Source organism: Pseudomonas gingeri (assembly GCF_013385635.1).
GTDB lineage: Bacteria > Pseudomonadota > Gammaproteobacteria > Pseudomonadales > Pseudomonadaceae > Aquipseudomonas > Aquipseudomonas gingeri_A.
Genome location: NZ_JACAPR010000001.1, coordinates 122,812 through 140,183 on the forward strand (window position 1 = coordinate 122,812; position 17,372 = coordinate 140,183).

Sequence of the window (17,372 nt, forward strand, 5' to 3'; positions counted from 1 at the left end):
AGCCGGCTCCTACAGTTTTTCATGCGGTATCAGCGTTTCAATGCTGTCTTGACCGCCGCCACCGAGCGCTCGACATCGGCCCGGGTGATCATGTTGAACATCGGCAGCGAGACGATCAGGCGTCCGACGCGTTCGGCGACCGGGAACATGCCTTCCTTGAAACCGCGTTCGCGGTACAGGCTCAGCAAGTGGATCGCCGGATAGTGGTAGCCGATGCCGACGCCCTGCTGCTTCATGTCTTCCATGAAGGTCGCCCGTGCCGGCTGGCCATCGCTACGCTCCGGCAGGACCAGTTGGAACATGTGCCAGTTGCTGTGGGTGAAATCCTTCACCGGTAGCTGCGCACCGTACTGTTCCTCGAAATCGCTGCCGAACAGTTCGAAATAGTACTGGGCCATCTCCCGCCGATGAGCGGTGATGGCATCGATATGGGCGAACTGGCCCAGGCCGATGGCCGCGGCGACGTCGGTCATGTTGAACTTGCCGCCGAGCACATCCACGTCCAGACCATCGTGGCCGGTGCGGGTCACGCCCTGCAGGCGATACTTCTCCGCCAGGCGCGCTTCCTCGGCGTTGTTCAACACCAGGCAACCGCCTTCCGACGAGGTGATGTTCTTGTTCGCCTGGAAGCTGAACGAGACGAAGTCACCGAGGGCGCCGATCTTCTGCCCGCGCCACTCGGACCCGAGGGCCTGGGCGGCGTCTTCGACGATACGCAGGTTGTGTTTCTTGGCGATGGCGTAGAGGCGGTCCATGTCCACCGGCAGGCCGGACAGGTACACCGGGATGATCGCGCGGGTGCGTGGAGTGATCGCGGCCTCGACCTGGTCCAGGTCGATATTGCGGGTCACCGGGTCGATATCGGCGAACACCGGGGTGGCGCCGACTTCGATGATCACGTTGGCGGTGGCGACCCAGGAAATCGGCGTGGTGATGACTTCGTCACCCGGGCCGATGCCGGCGATGCGCAGGGCGATCTCCATGGTGCAGGTGCCGGAGTTGAACGTCCGCACCGGACGCCCGCCGAAGTATTCCGATAACTGGGCTTCAAAGGCCGCCACCTTGGGACCGCTGGTGATCCAGCCGGACCGCAGGACTTCGGCGACCGACGAAATGGTCGCTTCGTCGATGGTGGGTTTGGAGAAAGGCAGGAAAGGCAGTTGGCTCATGGGGTCGTGACGTCCGATGTGAAGGCCGGGAAATGGTCCGCAGGCGCTAAAGGATAGACAGCTATGCCGCGATGCTGTCGATGATACTGATTTGATGTGAAATTTCGGTTCTTTTTACTGTCCTGATGCTGAACGGACGCTTCGCGGCGGCTCGGGAAGCGGGCTGCTATGCTGCTTGCACAGTGGCCGAAACGACTTCTGCGCCAGTCGTCGTCTCGGTGATTCCCGTGTTGCCTCGACGCCGTGCGCCGCCAGGAGAGAGCCCGTCATGTCCTCATCGCCGTCCTTGAGCCAGTTGCGAGATCCCCAGGCGTTCCTGCGTCGTCACCTCGGGCCGGATGCCGCCGAACAGCAGGCGATGCTCGATGTCCTCGGGCTCAAGAGTCGCGTCGAACTGATCGAGCAGACGGTGCCGCCGGGCATTCGCCTGAACCGCGAGCTAGAGCTGCCCGCGGCACTGGACGAACAGGCGGCCCTGGACAAGCTGCGCGGTTACGCCGAGCAGAACCAGCTCTGGACCAGCCTGATCGGCATGGGCTACCACGGCACGCTGATACCGACGGTGATCCTGCGTAATGTCCTGGAGAACCCCGGTTGGTACACCGCCTATACCCCTTATCAACCGGAAATCGCCCAGGGTCGCCTGGAAGCCCTGCTCAATTTCCAGCAACTGACCATCGACCTGACTGGCCTGGAACTGGCCAATGCCTCGTTGCTCGACGAAGCCACCGCGGCGGCGGAAGCCATGGCCCTGGCCAAGCGGGTGGCGAAGTCGAAAAGCAACCTGTTCTTTGTCGATGAGCAGTGTCATCCGCAGACGATCTCCGTGGTGCGCACCCGTGCCGAAGGTTTCGGTTTCGAGTTGCTGGTCGGCCCTGTGGATAACCTGAGCCGGCACTCGGTATTCGGGGCCTTGCTGCAGTACCCCGACAGCCATGGCGAGATCCGCGACCTGCGACCGCTGATCGAGCAACTGCACGCCCAGCAGGCGTTGGCCTGCGTGGCGGCCGACCTGTTGAGCCTGCTGCTGCTGACCCCGCCCGGCGAGTTGGGCGCGGACGTGGTGTTCGGTTCATCCCAGCGTTTTGGTGTGCCGATGGGCTACGGTGGGCCGCACGCGGCGTATTTCGCTACCCGCGATGAGTACAAGCGGGCGATTCCCGGGCGGATCATCGGTGTGTCCCGGGATGCCCGGGGCAATATGGCGCTGCGCATGGCCCTGCAGACCCGCGAGCAACATATCCGTCGGGAAAAGGCCAACTCGAATATCTGCACGGCCCAGGTGCTGCTGGCCAATATCGCCGGTTTCTATGCGGTCTACCATGGGCCCGAGGGGCTCAGACGCATCGCCCAGCGGGTGCATCGACTGACCTGCATCCTCGCCAGCGGCCTTGAGCGCAAGGGCATCGCGCGGCTCAACCGACACTTTTTCGACACCCTGACCCTGGAGGTCGGCGGCAGCCAGACAGCCATCCTCGACAGTGCCCGGGCGGCCCGGATCAACCTGCGGATTCTCGGGCGCGGCCAACTGGGCCTGAGCCTGGACGAGACCTGCGACGAAACCACGGTGCTGCGTTTGCTGGATATCTTCCTCGGTGCCGATCATGGACTGGTGGTTGCCGAACTGGATGCGCAAGCCCTGGACAGCGGTATTCCGGATGAGCTGCAACGCCGCTCCGCCTACCTGACCCATCCGGTGTTCAATGCCCACCACAGCGAAACCGAGATGTTGCGTTACCTCAAGCAACTGGAGAACAAGGACCTGGCCCTCAACCAGTCGATGATCCCACTGGGCTCTTGCACGATGAAGCTCAATGCCAGCAGCGAGATGATCCCCATCACCTGGCCGGGTTTTGCCAACCTGCACCCGTTCGCCCCGCGCGAACAGGTCGAGGGCTACACGGCGATGATCGACGAGCTGGAACACTGGCTGTGCGCGATTACCGGTTTCGACGCCATCTGCATGCAGCCCAACTCCGGTGCCCAGGGTGAATATGCCGGGCTGCTGGCGATCCGCAAATATCACGAAAGCCGTCAGCAGGGCGGACGCCATATCTGCCTGATCCCGTCATCGGCCCACGGCACCAACCCGGCCTCGGCGCAGATGGCCGGCATGCAGGTGGTGATCGTCGAGTGCGACGAGGACGGTAATGTCGAACTCGAAGACCTCAAGGCCAAGGCCCTGGCCGCCGGCGACCAGCTGTCCTGCCTGATGGCGACCTATCCTTCGACCCACGGTGTGTATGAAGAAGGCATCAGCGAGATCTGTGAAGTTATCCACAGCCATGGCGGCCAGGTGTACATGGACGGGGCCAACCTCAATGCCCAGGTCGGCCTGGCGCGGCCGGCGGATATCGGTGCCGATGTTTCCCACATGAACCTGCACAAGACCTTCTGCATTCCCCATGGCGGCGGCGGGCCGGGCATGGGGCCGATCGGCGTGCGCGCGCACCTGGCGCCTTTTGTCGCCAACCATCCGGTGGTGCCCATCGACGGCCCGTTGCCGCAGAACGGCGCGGTCAGTGCCGCGCCCTGGGGCAGCGCGAGCATCCTGCCCATCAGTTGGATGTACATCGCGATGATGGGGCCGCAACTGGCCGACGCCAGCGAGGTGGCGATTCTCGCCGCGAACTACCTGGCACAGCAGCTCGGGGGTGCTTTTCCGGTGCTCTACAGCGGACGCAATGGCCGTGTCGCCCATGAATGCATTCTCGACCTGCGCCCGCTCAAGGCCCAGACCGGGATCAGCGAAGAGGATGTTGCCAAGCGGCTGATGGACTACGGTTTCCATGCCCCGACCATGTCATTCCCGGTGCCGGGGACGTTGATGGTCGAGCCCACCGAAAGCGAATCGAAGGCGGAGCTGGATCGTTTCGTCGAGGCCATGCTGCGCATCCGCGCGGAGATTGCCGAGGTGCAGAACGGCAACTGGTCCGCCGAAGACAACCCGCTCAAGCGCGCCCCGCATACGCTGGCGGATATCACCGGGGTCTGGGAGCGCCCCTACAGCATCGAACAGGCGGTGACCCCGACGGCGCACACCCGGGTACACAAATACTGGCCGACGGTGAACCGCGTGGACAATGTCTACGGCGACCGCAACCTGTTCTGCGCCTGCGTGCCGGTGGACGACTATCGCTGAGCGCCGTGTCGTTGGTGCAGAGCCGCAGCCCGCGCCGACAGGTCGCTATCGACCAGGCGTTTGCCGAGCGGGTACAGGTGCAGCAGTTCTTCTTCGACGATGCGATTGCTCATGCCCAGTTCCAGCTCCGGACAATCGAGGTCGAGCCAGTCGCCGTGTTGCAGGGGGGGCGGGTTGTCCCGGCGCTCCAGGCCATGAAACACGTAGTGCACCATACCGGGCTGGAGGAACTGCTCATGCTGTTCGAGAAAGGCCTGGGTGTATCGGCGCAGCGCCTGCCACTCCTTCAACTCGATCACGTATTCACGCGAGGAAATCTGCGCGTCCTGGCGCTCGATACGGGCGTTGATGGACAGCCGGCACTGCATTTCCCCGAGAATCATGGCCGGGGCAATCGCGCATTCGCGCAAGCTGGCCTGCTGGGCATCCGGTGAGTCGAGGTTGCCGAGAAGAGGGTCCTGTACTTCGTTGCCGAGGGTGAAGCCGACGAAACGCAGTTTGCCAAAAGGGTCGACCATATAGACACAGACGATCCCCGGTTCGCTGGCGATGCTCAGGGCATGATAGGGGATGTTCAGTGCTTCGCCATCGGTCTTGAGCAGGCTGCCATTGCCTTTGTAGAACCAGGCCTGGTTGCGCTTCGGGGTCGCCAGGCTGACCGCGCTGACCTGGGCCAGCAGGTTGTTGCCAGGCTTGAGCGGTGGCCGCAGGCTGATGTCGCGGGTGCTGGTGCTGGCCGGCAGGGACTTGAGGTGGTCGGCCCAGCCCAGGTGCCAGCGGCTGCAATGCTGCAGCGTTTCATATAACCCTCCCTGCTCGGGAAACAACCGGGCGTTGTGGCCCGTGCGGAAATCGAACAGCCCGATGCCACGGTGCTCGTGCTGGCAAAGGTCGAGCAACATCAAATAGTGTCCCATGATTCTCTACTCCTTCAGGGTCAGGCTCGCCGGCAACGCTTCCATGGGTTGCAGGGCGGGTTCGGGGGCGCGTTGCGCGAGGCTGTCGCGCAGGCACAGCGATAACAGCAGGCCGGAGACACTCCCGGCCAGGGCGACGTACAGAATGGATGGCAGGCCGAAATGCGTGGCGGCATAACCGGCGACGGCGGGGGATACGCCACCGCCGAGGATTTCACCGAAACCGACGACGATGCCGGTGGCCGTGGGCAATAGCGCCGCCGGTACCGACTCGCTGGTCAGCGGGCCGACGGTCATGCAGATCAGGCTGAAATTGAAGAACGACAGCAGGAACAACAACAGGAACAGCAGGCTGGTGATCGCCGGGCAGATGATCAACAGGCCCACCAGTGTCGCGCTGGTCATGAACGACACCATCACCACCGGCTTGCGCCCCAGCCGGTCCGACATCGCCGGAATGATCAACTGGCCGATAAAGCCACCCACGCCGATGGCGGAAATCACCACGGCCATGGACAGGGTTTCCAGGTGCAGGTAGTCCGTCAGGTAGCTGGGCAGCATGGCGCAGAGGACGAACTGGCAGGTGAGGATGCAGAACATGATCAGGATGTTCAGGCTGACATTGCCGCTTCTGAAGGCTGCCAGCCAGTTTGTCCGGAGGTTGCCGCGGGCTTGCCGCTGCCGATCGGCGAGCGGCGCCGGCCGATAGACCTTCCACAGGTAGGCCGCCAGCAGCAGGCCGGGCAGAGAAATGATCGCGAACACGGTGCGCCAGGAGTCGAACAGCTCCAGCAGGCTGGCCGCCAGCAGCGGCCCCAGGCACAGGCCGAGAATCGGAAACAGCGCCTGCTGGAAACCCAGGTTCTGCCCGCGTCGGTCAGGGTGCGAGACCTCATCGGTGACGATGATGCTGGTCGGCGTGAACGCGCCTTCGCAAAGCCCCATCAGCGCCCGCAGGAGTACCAGCCCGAACAATCCGCTGGCCAGGGCCGAAAGCCCCGACAGCAGGGACAGCACGGCAATCGACAGCACCAGGGCAGTCTTGCGGCCCAGGCGATCGATCACATAGCCCGCGCCGAGGGCGGAAAAACCCCAGGTGAAGGCCAGTGCGGCGGAGAGAAAACCGAGGTCCTGATAGTCCAGTTGCAGGTCGTGCATGATCACCGGAAACAGCGGCAGGATGATAAATCGATCCAGCCCGACCAGGCCGAAACTCAGGGACAGCAGCAGTACCATGCGTCGTTCGTAACGCCGCCTGGGCAGCGTCGTGTGATTGTCTGTGTTCATCGCTCATCTTCCGTGTGAAACCATGAACCAGGCGCAGTGCAGGACTGCGCCGTCTTCCGGGAGGTTCGAAGGGCGTGCGGGAAGTCTTGGCGTCCATCAGACGCTCAAGGCTTCCCGCACCGGCTCCCCGTTGCCCGAGCGAACACTCGGCCGGTCAGGCCGCCCATTCACCCACGGACATTTCGGCGGTGAAGCCCGGGCCGAACGCCGCCAGCATGCCGACATCGCCCGGATTCAGGCCGGCCTCGAACTGCCGCTTGAGTACGTCGAACACCACCACGCTGGCGATATTGCCGGCTTCGGAAAGGCTGGTGCGCGACTGCGAGACACGGTTCGAGGCGAGGTCCAGTTGCAGGACCAGTTCGTCGAGGATCTTGCGACCGCCGGTGTGGAAGATGAAGAAGTCGTTCTGCGCACAGTTCTGTTCGAACGTGTCGTAGTTGAGTTTCTCCATGATCGGCGCGACGTCCTTGATGGAGTTCATCACGGCTTTATCCAGGGTAAAGTGGAAGCCGGTGTCCTTTACATCGTATTTGATGTAGTGCTCGCTTTTCGGCAGGAAGAACGAGTTGGTCGAGTGGATCTTGAAACCCGCTGCCTGATCGTCCGCGCGCAATACACAGGCGGAAACGGCATCACCAAACAGTGCGGCGGAAATAAAAGCGTGCAACTTGGTGTCGTTGGGCTGATAACACAGCGAAGAGAACTCCAGGGACACGATCAATACATGATTGCGCGCATCCAGCTTGGCGAAATCGTTGGCCCGGTTGATGGCGGCGGCACCGGCGACACAGCCGAGCTGGGCGATCGGCAACTGCACGGTGGACGTCGGCAGGTCGAGGTCGTTGATCAGGTGCGCGGTCAGCGACGGCATCATGAAACCGGTGCAGGAGGTGACCACCACCATGCGAATGTCATTGACCGTCAGACCCGCGTTTTCAATGGCCTGGCGAGCAGCGGCGGAAGACATCTGGCGGGCTTCGCGTTCATAGACGATGCTGCGGTGGGTGAAGCCGGTGTGCACCGCCAGCTCGTCGATCGGCAGGATCAGGTGCCGCTCGTTGACCTCGGTGTTCTGGATCATGCGCTTGGCCACCGCCATGCGCGGATGGTCGGCGTGCAGGCCTTCCAGATGGTCGATCATCTGTTGCTGGGTAATCTTGTTTTTCGGGAACAGTACGTGGGGGAGACAAAGAGTCGACATGATGAATCCTCGGCTATATATAGGCCAATAATGAGTATGGGGAGTCATTCCCCGCTTTTAAGACGAAGGCAGTCCGTAGCCCCTGAAGCAACAGGGTCTTAAAGGCTTCTGCAATATATGTAGAGGCCGTTGTTATAAAGCTGACGCACAGTTCTTGTTTTGATATCGGGAGAGCGGGGTGTCAATAGTTAATTGACTCCCCGCAAGTTACTTATATATCCAGGACAAACTTGTAGGCGTATTGCCAGGCCAGGTTGCTTTCACGGACATGCTTGCGCACGACCATGCGTACCGGCGCGCCGGCCTTGAGTTGTTCCGGATGGGTGACGTCGACGATTTCCGAGGCGATGACCAGGCCATCGTCCAGGCGCACCATCGCCATGCAGCGCGGTACGGTTTCGCCGTAACCCATGGCCGCGAGGATCGGGTTCTCGGCGTGGGCCATGACTTCGATCTTGCCGTTGCGGGCACAGCGGTAGGGCTTGACGCTCAGCGAGTTGCAGGCGCCGCAGACCGTCCGGCGCGGGAAGAAAATTTCATTGCACTCTTCACATTGAGTGCCTTCCAGACGGTATTTGCCGCCATGTTCGCGCCATTCGCGAAGCATGCTGGCGGTGGTCATGCGGTGGATCTGTTCGGGGTACATGGACATGGTCCGGCTCCTTAGTCGTTGGAAAGAACGATCACTGAGTTGTGGGCGGCGTAACCCCCCAGGTTCTGCGACACGCCGATGCGTGCGCCTTTGACCTGGTTGTCGGATTCGCCGCGCAACTGGCGGAACAGCTCGGTGATATGCAGGATGCCGTCGCAGCCGGAGGCGTGGCCGCGGCCGATATTGCCGCCGTCGGTGTTCAGTGGCAGTTGGCCGTCGATGGCGATGCCGCCTTCGAGGACAAAGTCGCCGGCCTGACCCTTGCCGCAGATGCCCATGGATTCCATCTGGATCAAGCCGGCGCCGAGCAGGTCGTAGACCTGTGCCACGTCGATGTCCTTGGCCGTGATTCCGGCTTTCTTGTAGGCGATCTCCGCACAGGCGATCGAGTTGGCCGAGACCGCCATGCCGACATCCTTGGGCAGGCCGGGGTGGTGCAGGGTCGGATTGTGGAAGCGCGTGCCGAAGTAGTGGGACACACCGGTGTAGGCGCAACCCCGGACGAACACCGGTTTGTCGGTGTACTTGTGGGCCAGGTGTTCGGCGACCAGGATGGCGCAGCCGCTGGCCTCACCCCAGGCCAGCATCGAGCCGAAGGCTTCGCTGTTCTTCAACGCCTCCAGGGACGGAATCGGCAGGCCGTAGCGGGTGGCATTCGGGGTGTTCTGCGCATAGATGCGCATCTGCCGGCCGAAGGTCGCCAGCACATCGGCTTCACGTCCGGCGTAGCCGAACTTCTGGAAGTACTCCGCCGTCGCCAGGGCGAAGGCGTCGGTGTGGGAAATACCAAGGAAGTAGTCGTACTCGCATTCGGTACTGGAACCGATGTACTCGGCGTAGTTGAAGTGGTCGGTCATCTTCTCGAAGCCGCCGACCAGGACGATGTCGTATTCCCCGGAGGCGATCATCTGGTGACCCATCTGGAACGACACCGAACTGCTGGTGCAGTTGGCCGTGCTCATGAAGGTCGGTGCCGGGCTGATGCCCAGGGCGTCGGAGATCGTCGGCCCGAGGCCACCGTATTCCGAAATGCCCTCACCGTGATAACCGTAGGCCACACCCTGGATTTCCCGCGGGTGCATCCTGGCGTCCTTGATGGCTTTGTAGGCCGACTCGACGATCATTTCCTTGAACGTCTGCCGAACCCGCGAACTTCCCGGTTTCGGCGTGTAAGCGGCCGAAACGATTGCAACACGACGTGCGCACATGTTCATGCTCCTTGCGTAGACAGGCGAAATCAGAGGTAGGCGGTCAGGGCGTAATCGGCCCGCAAATACTTGAACTCGTATTTGATGGAGGTGCCGTAATCGACGTACAGCTTGTTTTCGAGCAGGTCGCGCAGCGGTTTGTTGTGCTTCTGATAGGCCTCGATGGCCGGCGTGACCGTCAGGGCGATGGCGTCGCTGCCGGCGCCGAAACCGTAGGACACCAGCAGGATTTTCTGCCCCGGACGCGCCTGGTCGAGCACATTGATCAGGCCGAGCAGGGGACTGGCGGCCCCGGCGTCGCCGACGTTGCCGGCGTAGATACCGGGCTCGACCTGCTTGGGCTCGAAGCCCAGGTGTTTGGCCAGCGAGTAGGGCGTGGACACCAGGTTCTGCTGGAACACCACGTAGTCGTAGTCCTTTGGACGGGTATGCAGTTTGTCCATCAGGCCTTCGGCCGCCCGGCGGGTCTGGTCTTCCAGGCCGATGCTGTTCTTGTCCGAGCCCAGGCCCATCCCGGAGCGGATGTAGCGGTCGCCTTGCGGACGGATGTTGTCGGCGACGTCCGCCGCGCAGGAGAAGCTGCCATCGAATTCGGCGATGACATTCTGCGTCCCCACCAGCAGGGCTGCCGCACCGGCACCGGCATAGGATTCCGTGAGGTCACCGGGGGCGGTGTTGCGGTTGATGGTATCGGCGCCAATCGCGAGGGCGCTGCCGGTCATGCCGGACGCGACCAGCGCCTGGCAGATCTGCAGGGCCGAAGTGCCTGACTTGCCGGCGAACTGCACGTCGGCGCAGTAGGCATCGTAGCCGCAACCGAGCATTTCGAGGATGACCGAGGCCGACGCGCGGGAGTCATAGGGGTTGGTGCAAGTGCCCAGGTACAGGGCTTCGACGCTGCTGCCGGGGACCTTGTCGAGTGCCCGCTGGGCAGCCAGGACCCCGAGGGTGATGACATCTTCATCCGGTTGCAGGACCGCTCGTTCGGTCACCCCGAGCTGGTTTTGCACCAGATGCAAATCGGTGTTCTTCCAGACGTTGATGACGTCTTCGACCTTCAGGCGGCAAACGGGGACGCCGGTGCCGTAGCTCACTATCCCTACTTTTTTCACGTTCATTTTCCTCTTGATTCCATTCTGTGTCAGAAAACCCTGGTGGCGTCTTGCCAGACGCCTTGAAACATACGGAAAACAGTTTGTAGAGCCCGGAGTCTTGGGAGCGCCGTTTTATCCAGTGATTTCAACTACTTGGCGTTTCCGACCGGCGGGTCTGAAAAAGTGCCAAATATTGCCTATTTACCTCTCAAGCTGTTATGATACGAAACGTATCGTTTGATTCATAAAACAAATGACTTGATTTCATAGGTGGAAAAAACAGCTGCCGACTGATGGGGGATGCCCTGAGCAGAAGGCTTTGTTTCCTGCACGCTAATGAAAAAATCGGAAAACAGATTGATCGAAGTCAGTCATTCATAGTTTCATCGAAATGAAACGAAACGGACCGTTTCATTTCATTTCGAGGGAATCCTATACCTTGCGTTGCTTTTGTCAAGCACCCTGCCTGGAGATTTCACCGTGGCTCGTACACCCTCTCGCAGCTCCATCGGTTCCCTACGAAGCCCCCACACCCACAAGGCCATCCTCAGTTCGACGATCGAAATTCTCAAGGAATGCGGTTATTCGGGACTCAGTATCGAGTCGGTCGCCCGACGGGCGGGTGCCAGCAAGCCGACGATCTACCGTTGGTGGAACAACAAGGCGGCGTTGATCGCCGAGGTTTACGAGAATGAAAGCGAGCAGGTGAGGAAGTTTCCTGATCTCGGATCTTTCAAGGCAGATCTCGACTTTTTGCTGCACAATCTCTGGAAAGTCTGGCGTGAGACGATTTGTGGCGAGGCTTTTCGCTGTGTCATCGCGGAGGCCCAGCTGGATCCGGTCACTCTGGTCCAGCTCAAGGACCAGTTCATGGAACGGCGACGGGAGATGCCGAAGAAGCTGGTGGAAAATGCCATCAGCAATGGTGAGTTGCCCAAGGACACCAATCGCGAATTGCTGCTCGATATGATCTTCGGCTTTTGCTGGTATCGCCTGCTGACCGAGCAACTGACGGCGGAACAGGATATCGGTGAATTCACGACGCTTCTGATAAACGGTGTGTGCCCGGCGGGGCAACGCTGAGGCTTCGAGGTCATTGCGCCCGATGGGCGCAATGACTTGCCAGGGGAACTCAGGCGGCGCTGAACTCCCGGTACAGGTCCGGCAGGAAGCTGGCCAGGTGGTTGAACTCGCACAGGTCGTGGACGGCGAATTCGTAGGCCAGGGTTTCCAGTTCCGCCTCGCCGAAGCCGTTGGCCTGCATCAGTTGCGCCGCACGTTCGGCACCGGGGAAGCGCGCCATCGACGGATGGCTGCCGACCCAGTAGCGGCTGGTCAGGTACAGGCCATCCGGGGTCTGCTTGAACAGGTGGACCATCAGTGACACCGGCACATCCGGTTGTTCGGCGAGGCTCATCAGCGCGCTGACGCTGCCGTCGATCTTCGCATCCCAGTACAGCTCGGTGCGCAGGCCCAGTTTCTCCGGTTCCTGGAAGTGGATATGCAGGTGCATCAGGCGATCGCCGACATATTCCGAGGCGCAGAAGGTGTTGCCGTACAAGCGCTGTTCGAAACTCAGGGACGTGTCCTTGAGCCGTTCATGGTTGACGCAGGGATTGCTGACATGGGCATAGGGAAACCACAGGGTGTAGCGCTCGGCCTCCAGCGGATGCCACATGAACCACCACTTGAACATTTCTGCGGTGCAGCCGGGAAAGAATTTGCGGCTCTGCACGTAGGCCATGGGTCCGGGAAGCAGGGCATAACCCGATTCTTCGCTGACGAAATCCGCTTCCAGCAGGCGATTGATGTCCTCGACGCTCGGGGTCAGGGTCTGTTCCGGGGCCAGCGGTCCTTGCTGGATCCCGCGCACGGCAGACAGCGGAACCTGCATGTGCCCGCTGAAGTATTTGGCGTAGGGCTTGTCCTTGATCGCCTCGCGATTGCGCAGGAACAGCTTTTGCATCGGCAGGGAGAAGTAGGTGAACGGGGTCATGACGCGCGCATCCATTGCGGTAATTTCCTTTGGCTAAACGGCTGTGGACCTGACAGCATCTGTCGGCAGCGTCCACGCCTGTCGAGGGGAGTGGTTGATTTGAAACTAAGCCGTGTATAAATAAAAGTCAAATTTGAATTTGATCTAGTGAGGAATCCCATGCCCGTGTCCGGTCCCAACCAGACCGCCTCTCAACGAGCCCAGCGCCAGGATGGCCAGGCGACCCGCCAGCAGATCCTGGAAACGGCGGGTCAGTTGTTCGCGCAGCTGGGATACGCCAATACAACCAGCAAGCAGGTCTGTGAAAACTCCAGGTCGAATGCCGCCTCGGTCAATTATCATTTCGAGAACAAGGACGGTTTGTACCGGGCCGTGCTGCTCGAAGCCCATGACCGCCTGCTGCGCATCGATACCCTGCTCAGCCTGAGCCAGAGCCCGGCGGCCCCCGAGGACAAGTTGCGGTTGATCATCACGGTGCTGGTGGAGCGCCTGCAGGATCATCGCGAAGCCTGGGCCCTCAAGGTCCTCAGTCGGGAATTGCTGTCGCCCTCGAGCGTGCTGCCTTCGGTGCTGGAGCAACAGGCGTATCCCAAAGCGAAGATCTTCCGCGGCATCCTTGGGCAGATCATGAACCTGCCGGACGATCACCCGACCACGTTGCGCTGTGCGCTGGGCGTGTTTGCACCGTGCCTGTTCCTGTTGCTGGCCCATGAGACCCTGAGCAGGAACGTGCTGCCGGGCCTGGATATCGCGCCCCAGGCGCTGATCGAACACATGATGACCTACGCCCTGGCGGGGCTGAAGGCGGTAGCGGCGCAATAGCGGTGCGGTAGAAACGAAAAACGCCGACAGACTGTCGGCGTTTCATCGTTCAATTCGAGGGACTGCCGATCATTCGTCGGCCAGTGCGTTCTTCGCCAGGATCGCGTTGGCCAGTTCCATGTCGCTCGCCTTCAGGTCCGGATTATCGGCGCGCACTTTCTGCATGGCTGCTTCGAGATAAGGGCCGCGAATATTGCCGTCGCTGGCAACAAAGCTGCCGGCATCATCCTGGGCGGCGACGATAAGCTTGTGGTCCTTGAAGGTCAGGTAGGTCGAGCCGGTGGTCGCACCGGAGGAAATGACGTTGCGCCAGAAACCGTCGGCCATGGCCGAGCCAACGGGAAGGGACAGTAACGCCAGGGTGGCGACAGCATACTTGAGACGCATGGTGGTGACTCCGCATGGGGGTATATGAACCGTTGGATCGCGGTTAGCGATGCGGAGTTCCATTGTCTTCATTCAAGAGGTTCGACCTGCAGGATCGTGCCGTTCTGGCCGACTACCCGGACCCGCGCGCCGACCTCGGCGTCGGGCCCGGTGACCATCCATACTCCATCGCCGACCTTGACCTTGCCGCGGCCGTTGCTGATCGCCGCGTGCACCACGAAGGTCTTGCCGATCAGTTCATGTCCACGCTCGTTGAGGCCCGGCTGGTCGCTGACGCTGGCAGAGCTGCGCTGGCGTTTCCACCAATACACCGCCGTCAGCACCGAGAGCAGGCCGAACAACAGGAATTGCACGGTCCACGGCAGGCCGGGGATGACGAAGGTCAGCACGCCGACCGCCGCGGCCGCGATACCGACCCACAGCAGGTAGCCGCCGGCACCGAACACCTCGAGAATCAGCAGGATCGTACCGAGGGCCAGCCAGTCCCAGAAGGACAGGTGTTGCAGGAATTCCCACATGGCGCTGCCTCAGGCCTTCTTGCCGTCGAAGGTGGCCTTGACGATTTCGCTGATGCCGCCGATCGAGCCGATGACCTGGCTGGCTTCGAGCGGCATCAGGATCACCTTGCTGTTGTTGGCCGAGGCCAGCTTGCCGAGGGCTTCGACGTATTTCTGCGCGACGAAGTAGTTGACCGCCTGCACGTTGCCGTTGGCGATCGCCTCGGACACCACCTGGGTCGCCCGGGCCTCGGCCTCGGCTTCCCGCTCGCGGGCTTCGGATTCGAGGAAGGCGGCCTGGCGATTACCCTCGGCTTCGAGGATCTGCGCCTGCTTCTTGCCTTCGGCGGTCAGGATCGCCGAGGCCCGCAGGCCTTCGGCCTCGAGGATCTGCGCACGCTTGACGCGCTCGGCCTTCATCTGCCCGGACATGGCCGCCATCAGGTCGGCCGGCGGGCTGATGTCCTTGATTTCGATCCGGGTGATCTTGATTCCCCACGGCGCGGTGGCTTCATCGACGGTGCGCAGCAGTTTTTCGTTGATGGTGTCGCGTTGGCCAAGCATGGCATCGAGCTCCATGGAGCCGAGCACGGTGCGGATGTTGGTCTGCAGCAGATTGCGGATGGCGTGTTCGAGGTTGTTCACCTCGTAGGCCGCCTGGGCCGTATTGACCACCTGGAAGAAACACACGGCGTCGATCTGCACGGTGGCGTTGTCGGACGTGATGACTTCCTGGGGCGGGATATCCAGCACGCTTTCCATCACGTTGATCTTGCGCCCGATACGGTCCATGACCGGGACGATGATATTCAGGCCGGGCTTGAGGGTGGTGGTGTAGCGGCCGAAGCGCTCCACCGTCCACTGATAACCCTGGGGCACGACCTTGAAACCCATGAAGACGATGGCAATGGCCAGGCCGACGAAAAGCAGAAGCACGCTACCGATTTGCATGACGGTTCCCTGTGTTCAAGTGTTTATCGAAAGGTATGGTTCCTTAAGTGTAACGGGCTACTGCTGGATAAGAGGTGTTTACTTTGTGATCAGGCATGTCTTGATCAGGTCCGCCTGTGAAGCGGACCCGCACGCTCATTTCTGTTCGCTCTGGGGCGTCACCCGCAGCACTTCCTCGATGGTGGTCAGCCCCGCCGCGACCTTCTGCGCGCCGGACAGGCGCAAGCTGCGCATGCCTTCCATGAATGCCTGGCGGCGCACGGCCAGCAGGTCGGTATCGGCATGGATCAGCGCCTTCACGCTGTCGCTGAGCAACATGATCTCGTAGACCCCGGCGCGCCCGCGATAGCCGGTGTCGCGGCATTCCAGGCAGCCGATGGCCTGCTGGGCACCAGTGGGCATCGGCGCCTGCCAGGGCCGGGTCAGGGTCTGCCAGTCTTCTTCGGACAGGCTCTGCGGTGCCTTGCAGTGCGGGCACAGGGTACGTACCAGGCGCTGGGCCATGACCCCGAGCACCGTGGCCTTGATCAGGTAATGCGGTACGCCCAGCTCCAGCAGGCGGCTGATGGCGCTCGGCGCGTCGTTGGTGTGCAGGGTCGAGAGCACCAGGTGCCCGGTGAGTGCGGCCTGGATCGCCATCTCGGCGGTTTCCAGGTCGCGGATCTCGCCGATCATGATGATGTCCGGGTCCTGGCGCATCAGCGCGCGCACGCCGCTGGCGAAGGTCAGGTCGATATTGTGCTGGACCTGCATCTGGTTGAAGGACGGCTCGACCATCTCGATCGGGTCTTCGATGGTGCAGAGATTGACCTCCGGGGTCGCCAGCTTTTTCAACGTGGTGTACAGCGTGGTGGTCTTGCCCGAACCGGTGGGTCCGGTCACCAGGATGATGCCGTTGGGCTGGCGCGTCATGTCCTGCCAGCGGCGCAGGTCTTCGGCGGAGAAGCCGAGCTGGTCGAAATCCTTGAGCAGCACTTCAGGGTCGAAGATCCGCATCACCATCTTCTCGCCGAACGCGGTCGGCAGGGTCGACAGGCGCAATTCCACTTCGCCGCCGTCCGGGGTCTTGGTTTTGACCCGGCCGTCCTGGGGTTTGCGTTTTTCCGCGACATTCATCCGGCCCAGGCTCTTGAGGCGGCTGACAATCGCCATGGTCACCTGGGGCGGGAACTGGTAGACGTTGTGCAGTACGCCGTCGATGCGAAAACGCACCGTGCCCTGTTCGCGTCGCGGTTCGATATGGATATCGCTGGCCCGTTGCTGGAACGCGTACTGGAACAGCCAGTCGACGATGTTGACGATATGCGCGTCGTTGGCGTCCGGCTCCTGGTCGCTGGCGCCGAGGTTCAGCAGTTGTTCGAAGTTGCCCAGGTTATGACCTTTCTGATCGACCATGTTGGCGCCGCTGACCGATTTCGCCAGGCGGAAGAACTCCACGGTGTAGCGCTGGATATCCACCGGGTTGGCCACTACCCGCTTGATCGGCAGCTTGAGCACATGGCTCAGGTCGGCTTCCCAGGCCTTGACGTGGGGCTGGGCGCTGGCGATGGTCACGCCGTCGCGATCCACCGCGACGGCGAGGATCTTGTGGCGCTGGGCAAAGGCATAGGACATCAGCGGCATGATCGCGGCGACGTTGATCTTCAGCGGATCGATGCGCAGGTACGGCTGGCCGACCTGTTGCGCCAGCCACAGGGTCAGGTTTTCGAGGTCCAGCGGCTTGCCGGGGCGGCTCTGGTCGGGCAGGTGCTGGCTGGCAATGAATTCCAGCGGATGCAACTGGCTGTTCTGCGAGTTGCGCCGGGTGGTCAGGGCATGTTCGGCCGTGTCCTGACTGATAAAGCCCTGGGCGACGAGTTCGCGCAGCAGCTCGTTGAGATCCAGCCAGCGGTCCTGGGAGAGTGAGGCGACGGGCATGCGGGCTCCTATTCAGGCGGTCTTGCAACCATTGATTCAGACGTAGTCCCTGTCTGACCCTGGATTGCAAAGAATAGTCGCGAGGCTGCCTGACGTTTGGTCCGATACCAAGACAAAGATTGCGATTTT

At 61.6% G+C, this 17,372-nt stretch carries 15 protein-coding genes; 3 read left to right on the top strand and 12 right to left on the bottom strand.

Annotated elements, in window-relative coordinates:
* Positions 1-29 precede the first annotated feature (29 nt).
* Positions 30-1,169, bottom strand: coding sequence for a DegT/DnrJ/EryC1/StrS family aminotransferase (locus tag HX851_RS00595; protein ID WP_177064558.1), 1,140 nt, complete (start codon positions 1,167-1,169; stop codon positions 30-32).
* A gap of 268 nt (positions 1,170-1,437) precedes the next feature.
* Here HX851_RS00595 and gcvP point away from each other — a divergent pair, with 268 nt between their 5' ends.
* Positions 1,438-4,311 carry an aminomethyl-transferring glycine dehydrogenase gene (gene gcvP, locus HX851_RS00600; protein ID WP_177064560.1) on the top strand — a complete coding sequence of 958 codons (2,874 nt, stop codon included), beginning with the start codon at positions 1,438-1,440 and terminating at the stop codon, positions 4,309-4,311.
* Here gcvP and HX851_RS00605 read toward each other — a convergent pair.
* The 6 genes from HX851_RS00605 to HX851_RS00630 form a co-directional block, all read right to left on the bottom strand.
* Entirely contained in the window at positions 4,302-5,228 is a 927-nt protein-coding gene (locus tag HX851_RS00605; RefSeq protein ID WP_177064562.1) for a fumarylacetoacetate hydrolase, read from the bottom strand. The two genes, gcvP and HX851_RS00605, sit on opposite strands and share 10 nt — an antisense overlap.
* 6 nt (positions 5,229-5,234) lie before the next feature.
* Positions 5,235-6,515 (bottom strand): MFS transporter, encoded by a 1,281-nt coding sequence (locus HX851_RS00610; RefSeq protein ID WP_177064564.1) that lies wholly within the window; start codon positions 6,513-6,515, stop codon positions 5,235-5,237.
* Between the two features lie 154 nt (positions 6,516-6,669).
* Positions 6,670-7,719 carry a type III polyketide synthase gene (locus HX851_RS00615; RefSeq protein ID WP_177058233.1) on the bottom strand — a complete coding sequence of 350 codons (1,050 nt, stop codon included), beginning with the start codon at positions 7,717-7,719 and terminating at the stop codon, positions 6,670-6,672.
* Between the two features lie 211 nt (positions 7,720-7,930).
* Positions 7,931-8,371 (bottom strand): Zn-ribbon domain-containing OB-fold protein, encoded by a 441-nt coding sequence (locus HX851_RS00620; RefSeq protein ID WP_177058232.1) that lies wholly within the window; start codon positions 8,369-8,371, stop codon positions 7,931-7,933.
* 11 nt (positions 8,372-8,382) lie between these two features.
* Positions 8,383-9,579 carry a thiolase family protein gene (locus HX851_RS00625; protein ID WP_042935088.1) on the bottom strand — a complete coding sequence of 399 codons (1,197 nt, stop codon included), beginning with the start codon at positions 9,577-9,579 and terminating at the stop codon, positions 8,383-8,385.
* Positions 9,580-9,608: 29 nt separating this feature from the next.
* The gene (locus HX851_RS00630; RefSeq protein ID WP_218170581.1) at positions 9,609-10,697 is read right to left on the bottom strand and encodes a hydroxymethylglutaryl-CoA synthase; all 1,089 of its coding nucleotides are present in this window, start codon (positions 10,695-10,697) and stop codon (positions 9,609-9,611) included.
* 456 nt (positions 10,698-11,153) lie between these two features.
* Between HX851_RS00630 and HX851_RS00635 the strand changes: the two genes are divergently transcribed.
* Positions 11,154-11,756 (top strand): TetR/AcrR family transcriptional regulator, encoded by a 603-nt coding sequence (locus HX851_RS00635; RefSeq protein ID WP_103033105.1) that lies wholly within the window; start codon positions 11,154-11,156, stop codon positions 11,754-11,756.
* Between the two features lie 49 nt (positions 11,757-11,805).
* Here HX851_RS00635 and phlG read toward each other — a convergent pair whose 3' ends face one another.
* On the bottom strand, positions 11,806-12,684 hold the full coding sequence (phlG, locus tag HX851_RS00640) for a 2,4-diacetylphloroglucinol hydrolase (RefSeq protein ID WP_177064566.1): 879 nt from the start codon (positions 12,682-12,684) through the stop codon (positions 11,806-11,808).
* A 144-nt stretch (positions 12,685-12,828) separates the two neighbouring features.
* Here phlG and HX851_RS00645 point away from each other — a divergent pair, with 144 nt between their 5' ends.
* Positions 12,829-13,491: a TetR/AcrR family transcriptional regulator gene (locus HX851_RS00645; RefSeq protein WP_177064568.1), complete on the top strand. Its 663-nt coding sequence runs from the start codon at positions 12,829-12,831 to the stop codon at positions 13,489-13,491.
* Positions 13,492-13,560: 69 nt separating this feature from the next.
* Here the strand turns inward: HX851_RS00645 and HX851_RS00650 are convergent, their stop codons facing one another.
* From HX851_RS00650 to tfpB, 4 genes are all read right to left on the bottom strand, one after another.
* Positions 13,561-13,878 carry a DUF2388 domain-containing protein gene (locus HX851_RS00650; RefSeq protein WP_177064570.1) on the bottom strand — a complete coding sequence of 106 codons (318 nt, stop codon included), beginning with the start codon at positions 13,876-13,878 and terminating at the stop codon, positions 13,561-13,563.
* Positions 13,879-13,946: 68 nt separating this feature from the next.
* Positions 13,947-14,396, bottom strand: coding sequence for an NfeD family protein (locus HX851_RS00655; protein ID WP_177058227.1), 450 nt, complete (start codon positions 14,394-14,396; stop codon positions 13,947-13,949).
* A 9-nt stretch (positions 14,397-14,405) separates the two neighbouring features.
* Positions 14,406-15,326 carry an SPFH domain-containing protein gene (locus HX851_RS00660; RefSeq protein ID WP_177058226.1) on the bottom strand — a complete coding sequence of 307 codons (921 nt, stop codon included), beginning with the start codon at positions 15,324-15,326 and terminating at the stop codon, positions 14,406-14,408.
* Between the two features lie 135 nt (positions 15,327-15,461).
* On the bottom strand, positions 15,462-17,243 hold the full coding sequence (gene tfpB, locus HX851_RS00665; protein WP_177064572.1) for a type IV pilus assembly ATPase TfpB: 1,782 nt from the start codon (positions 17,241-17,243) through the stop codon (positions 15,462-15,464).
* Positions 17,244-17,372 lie beyond the last annotated feature (129 nt).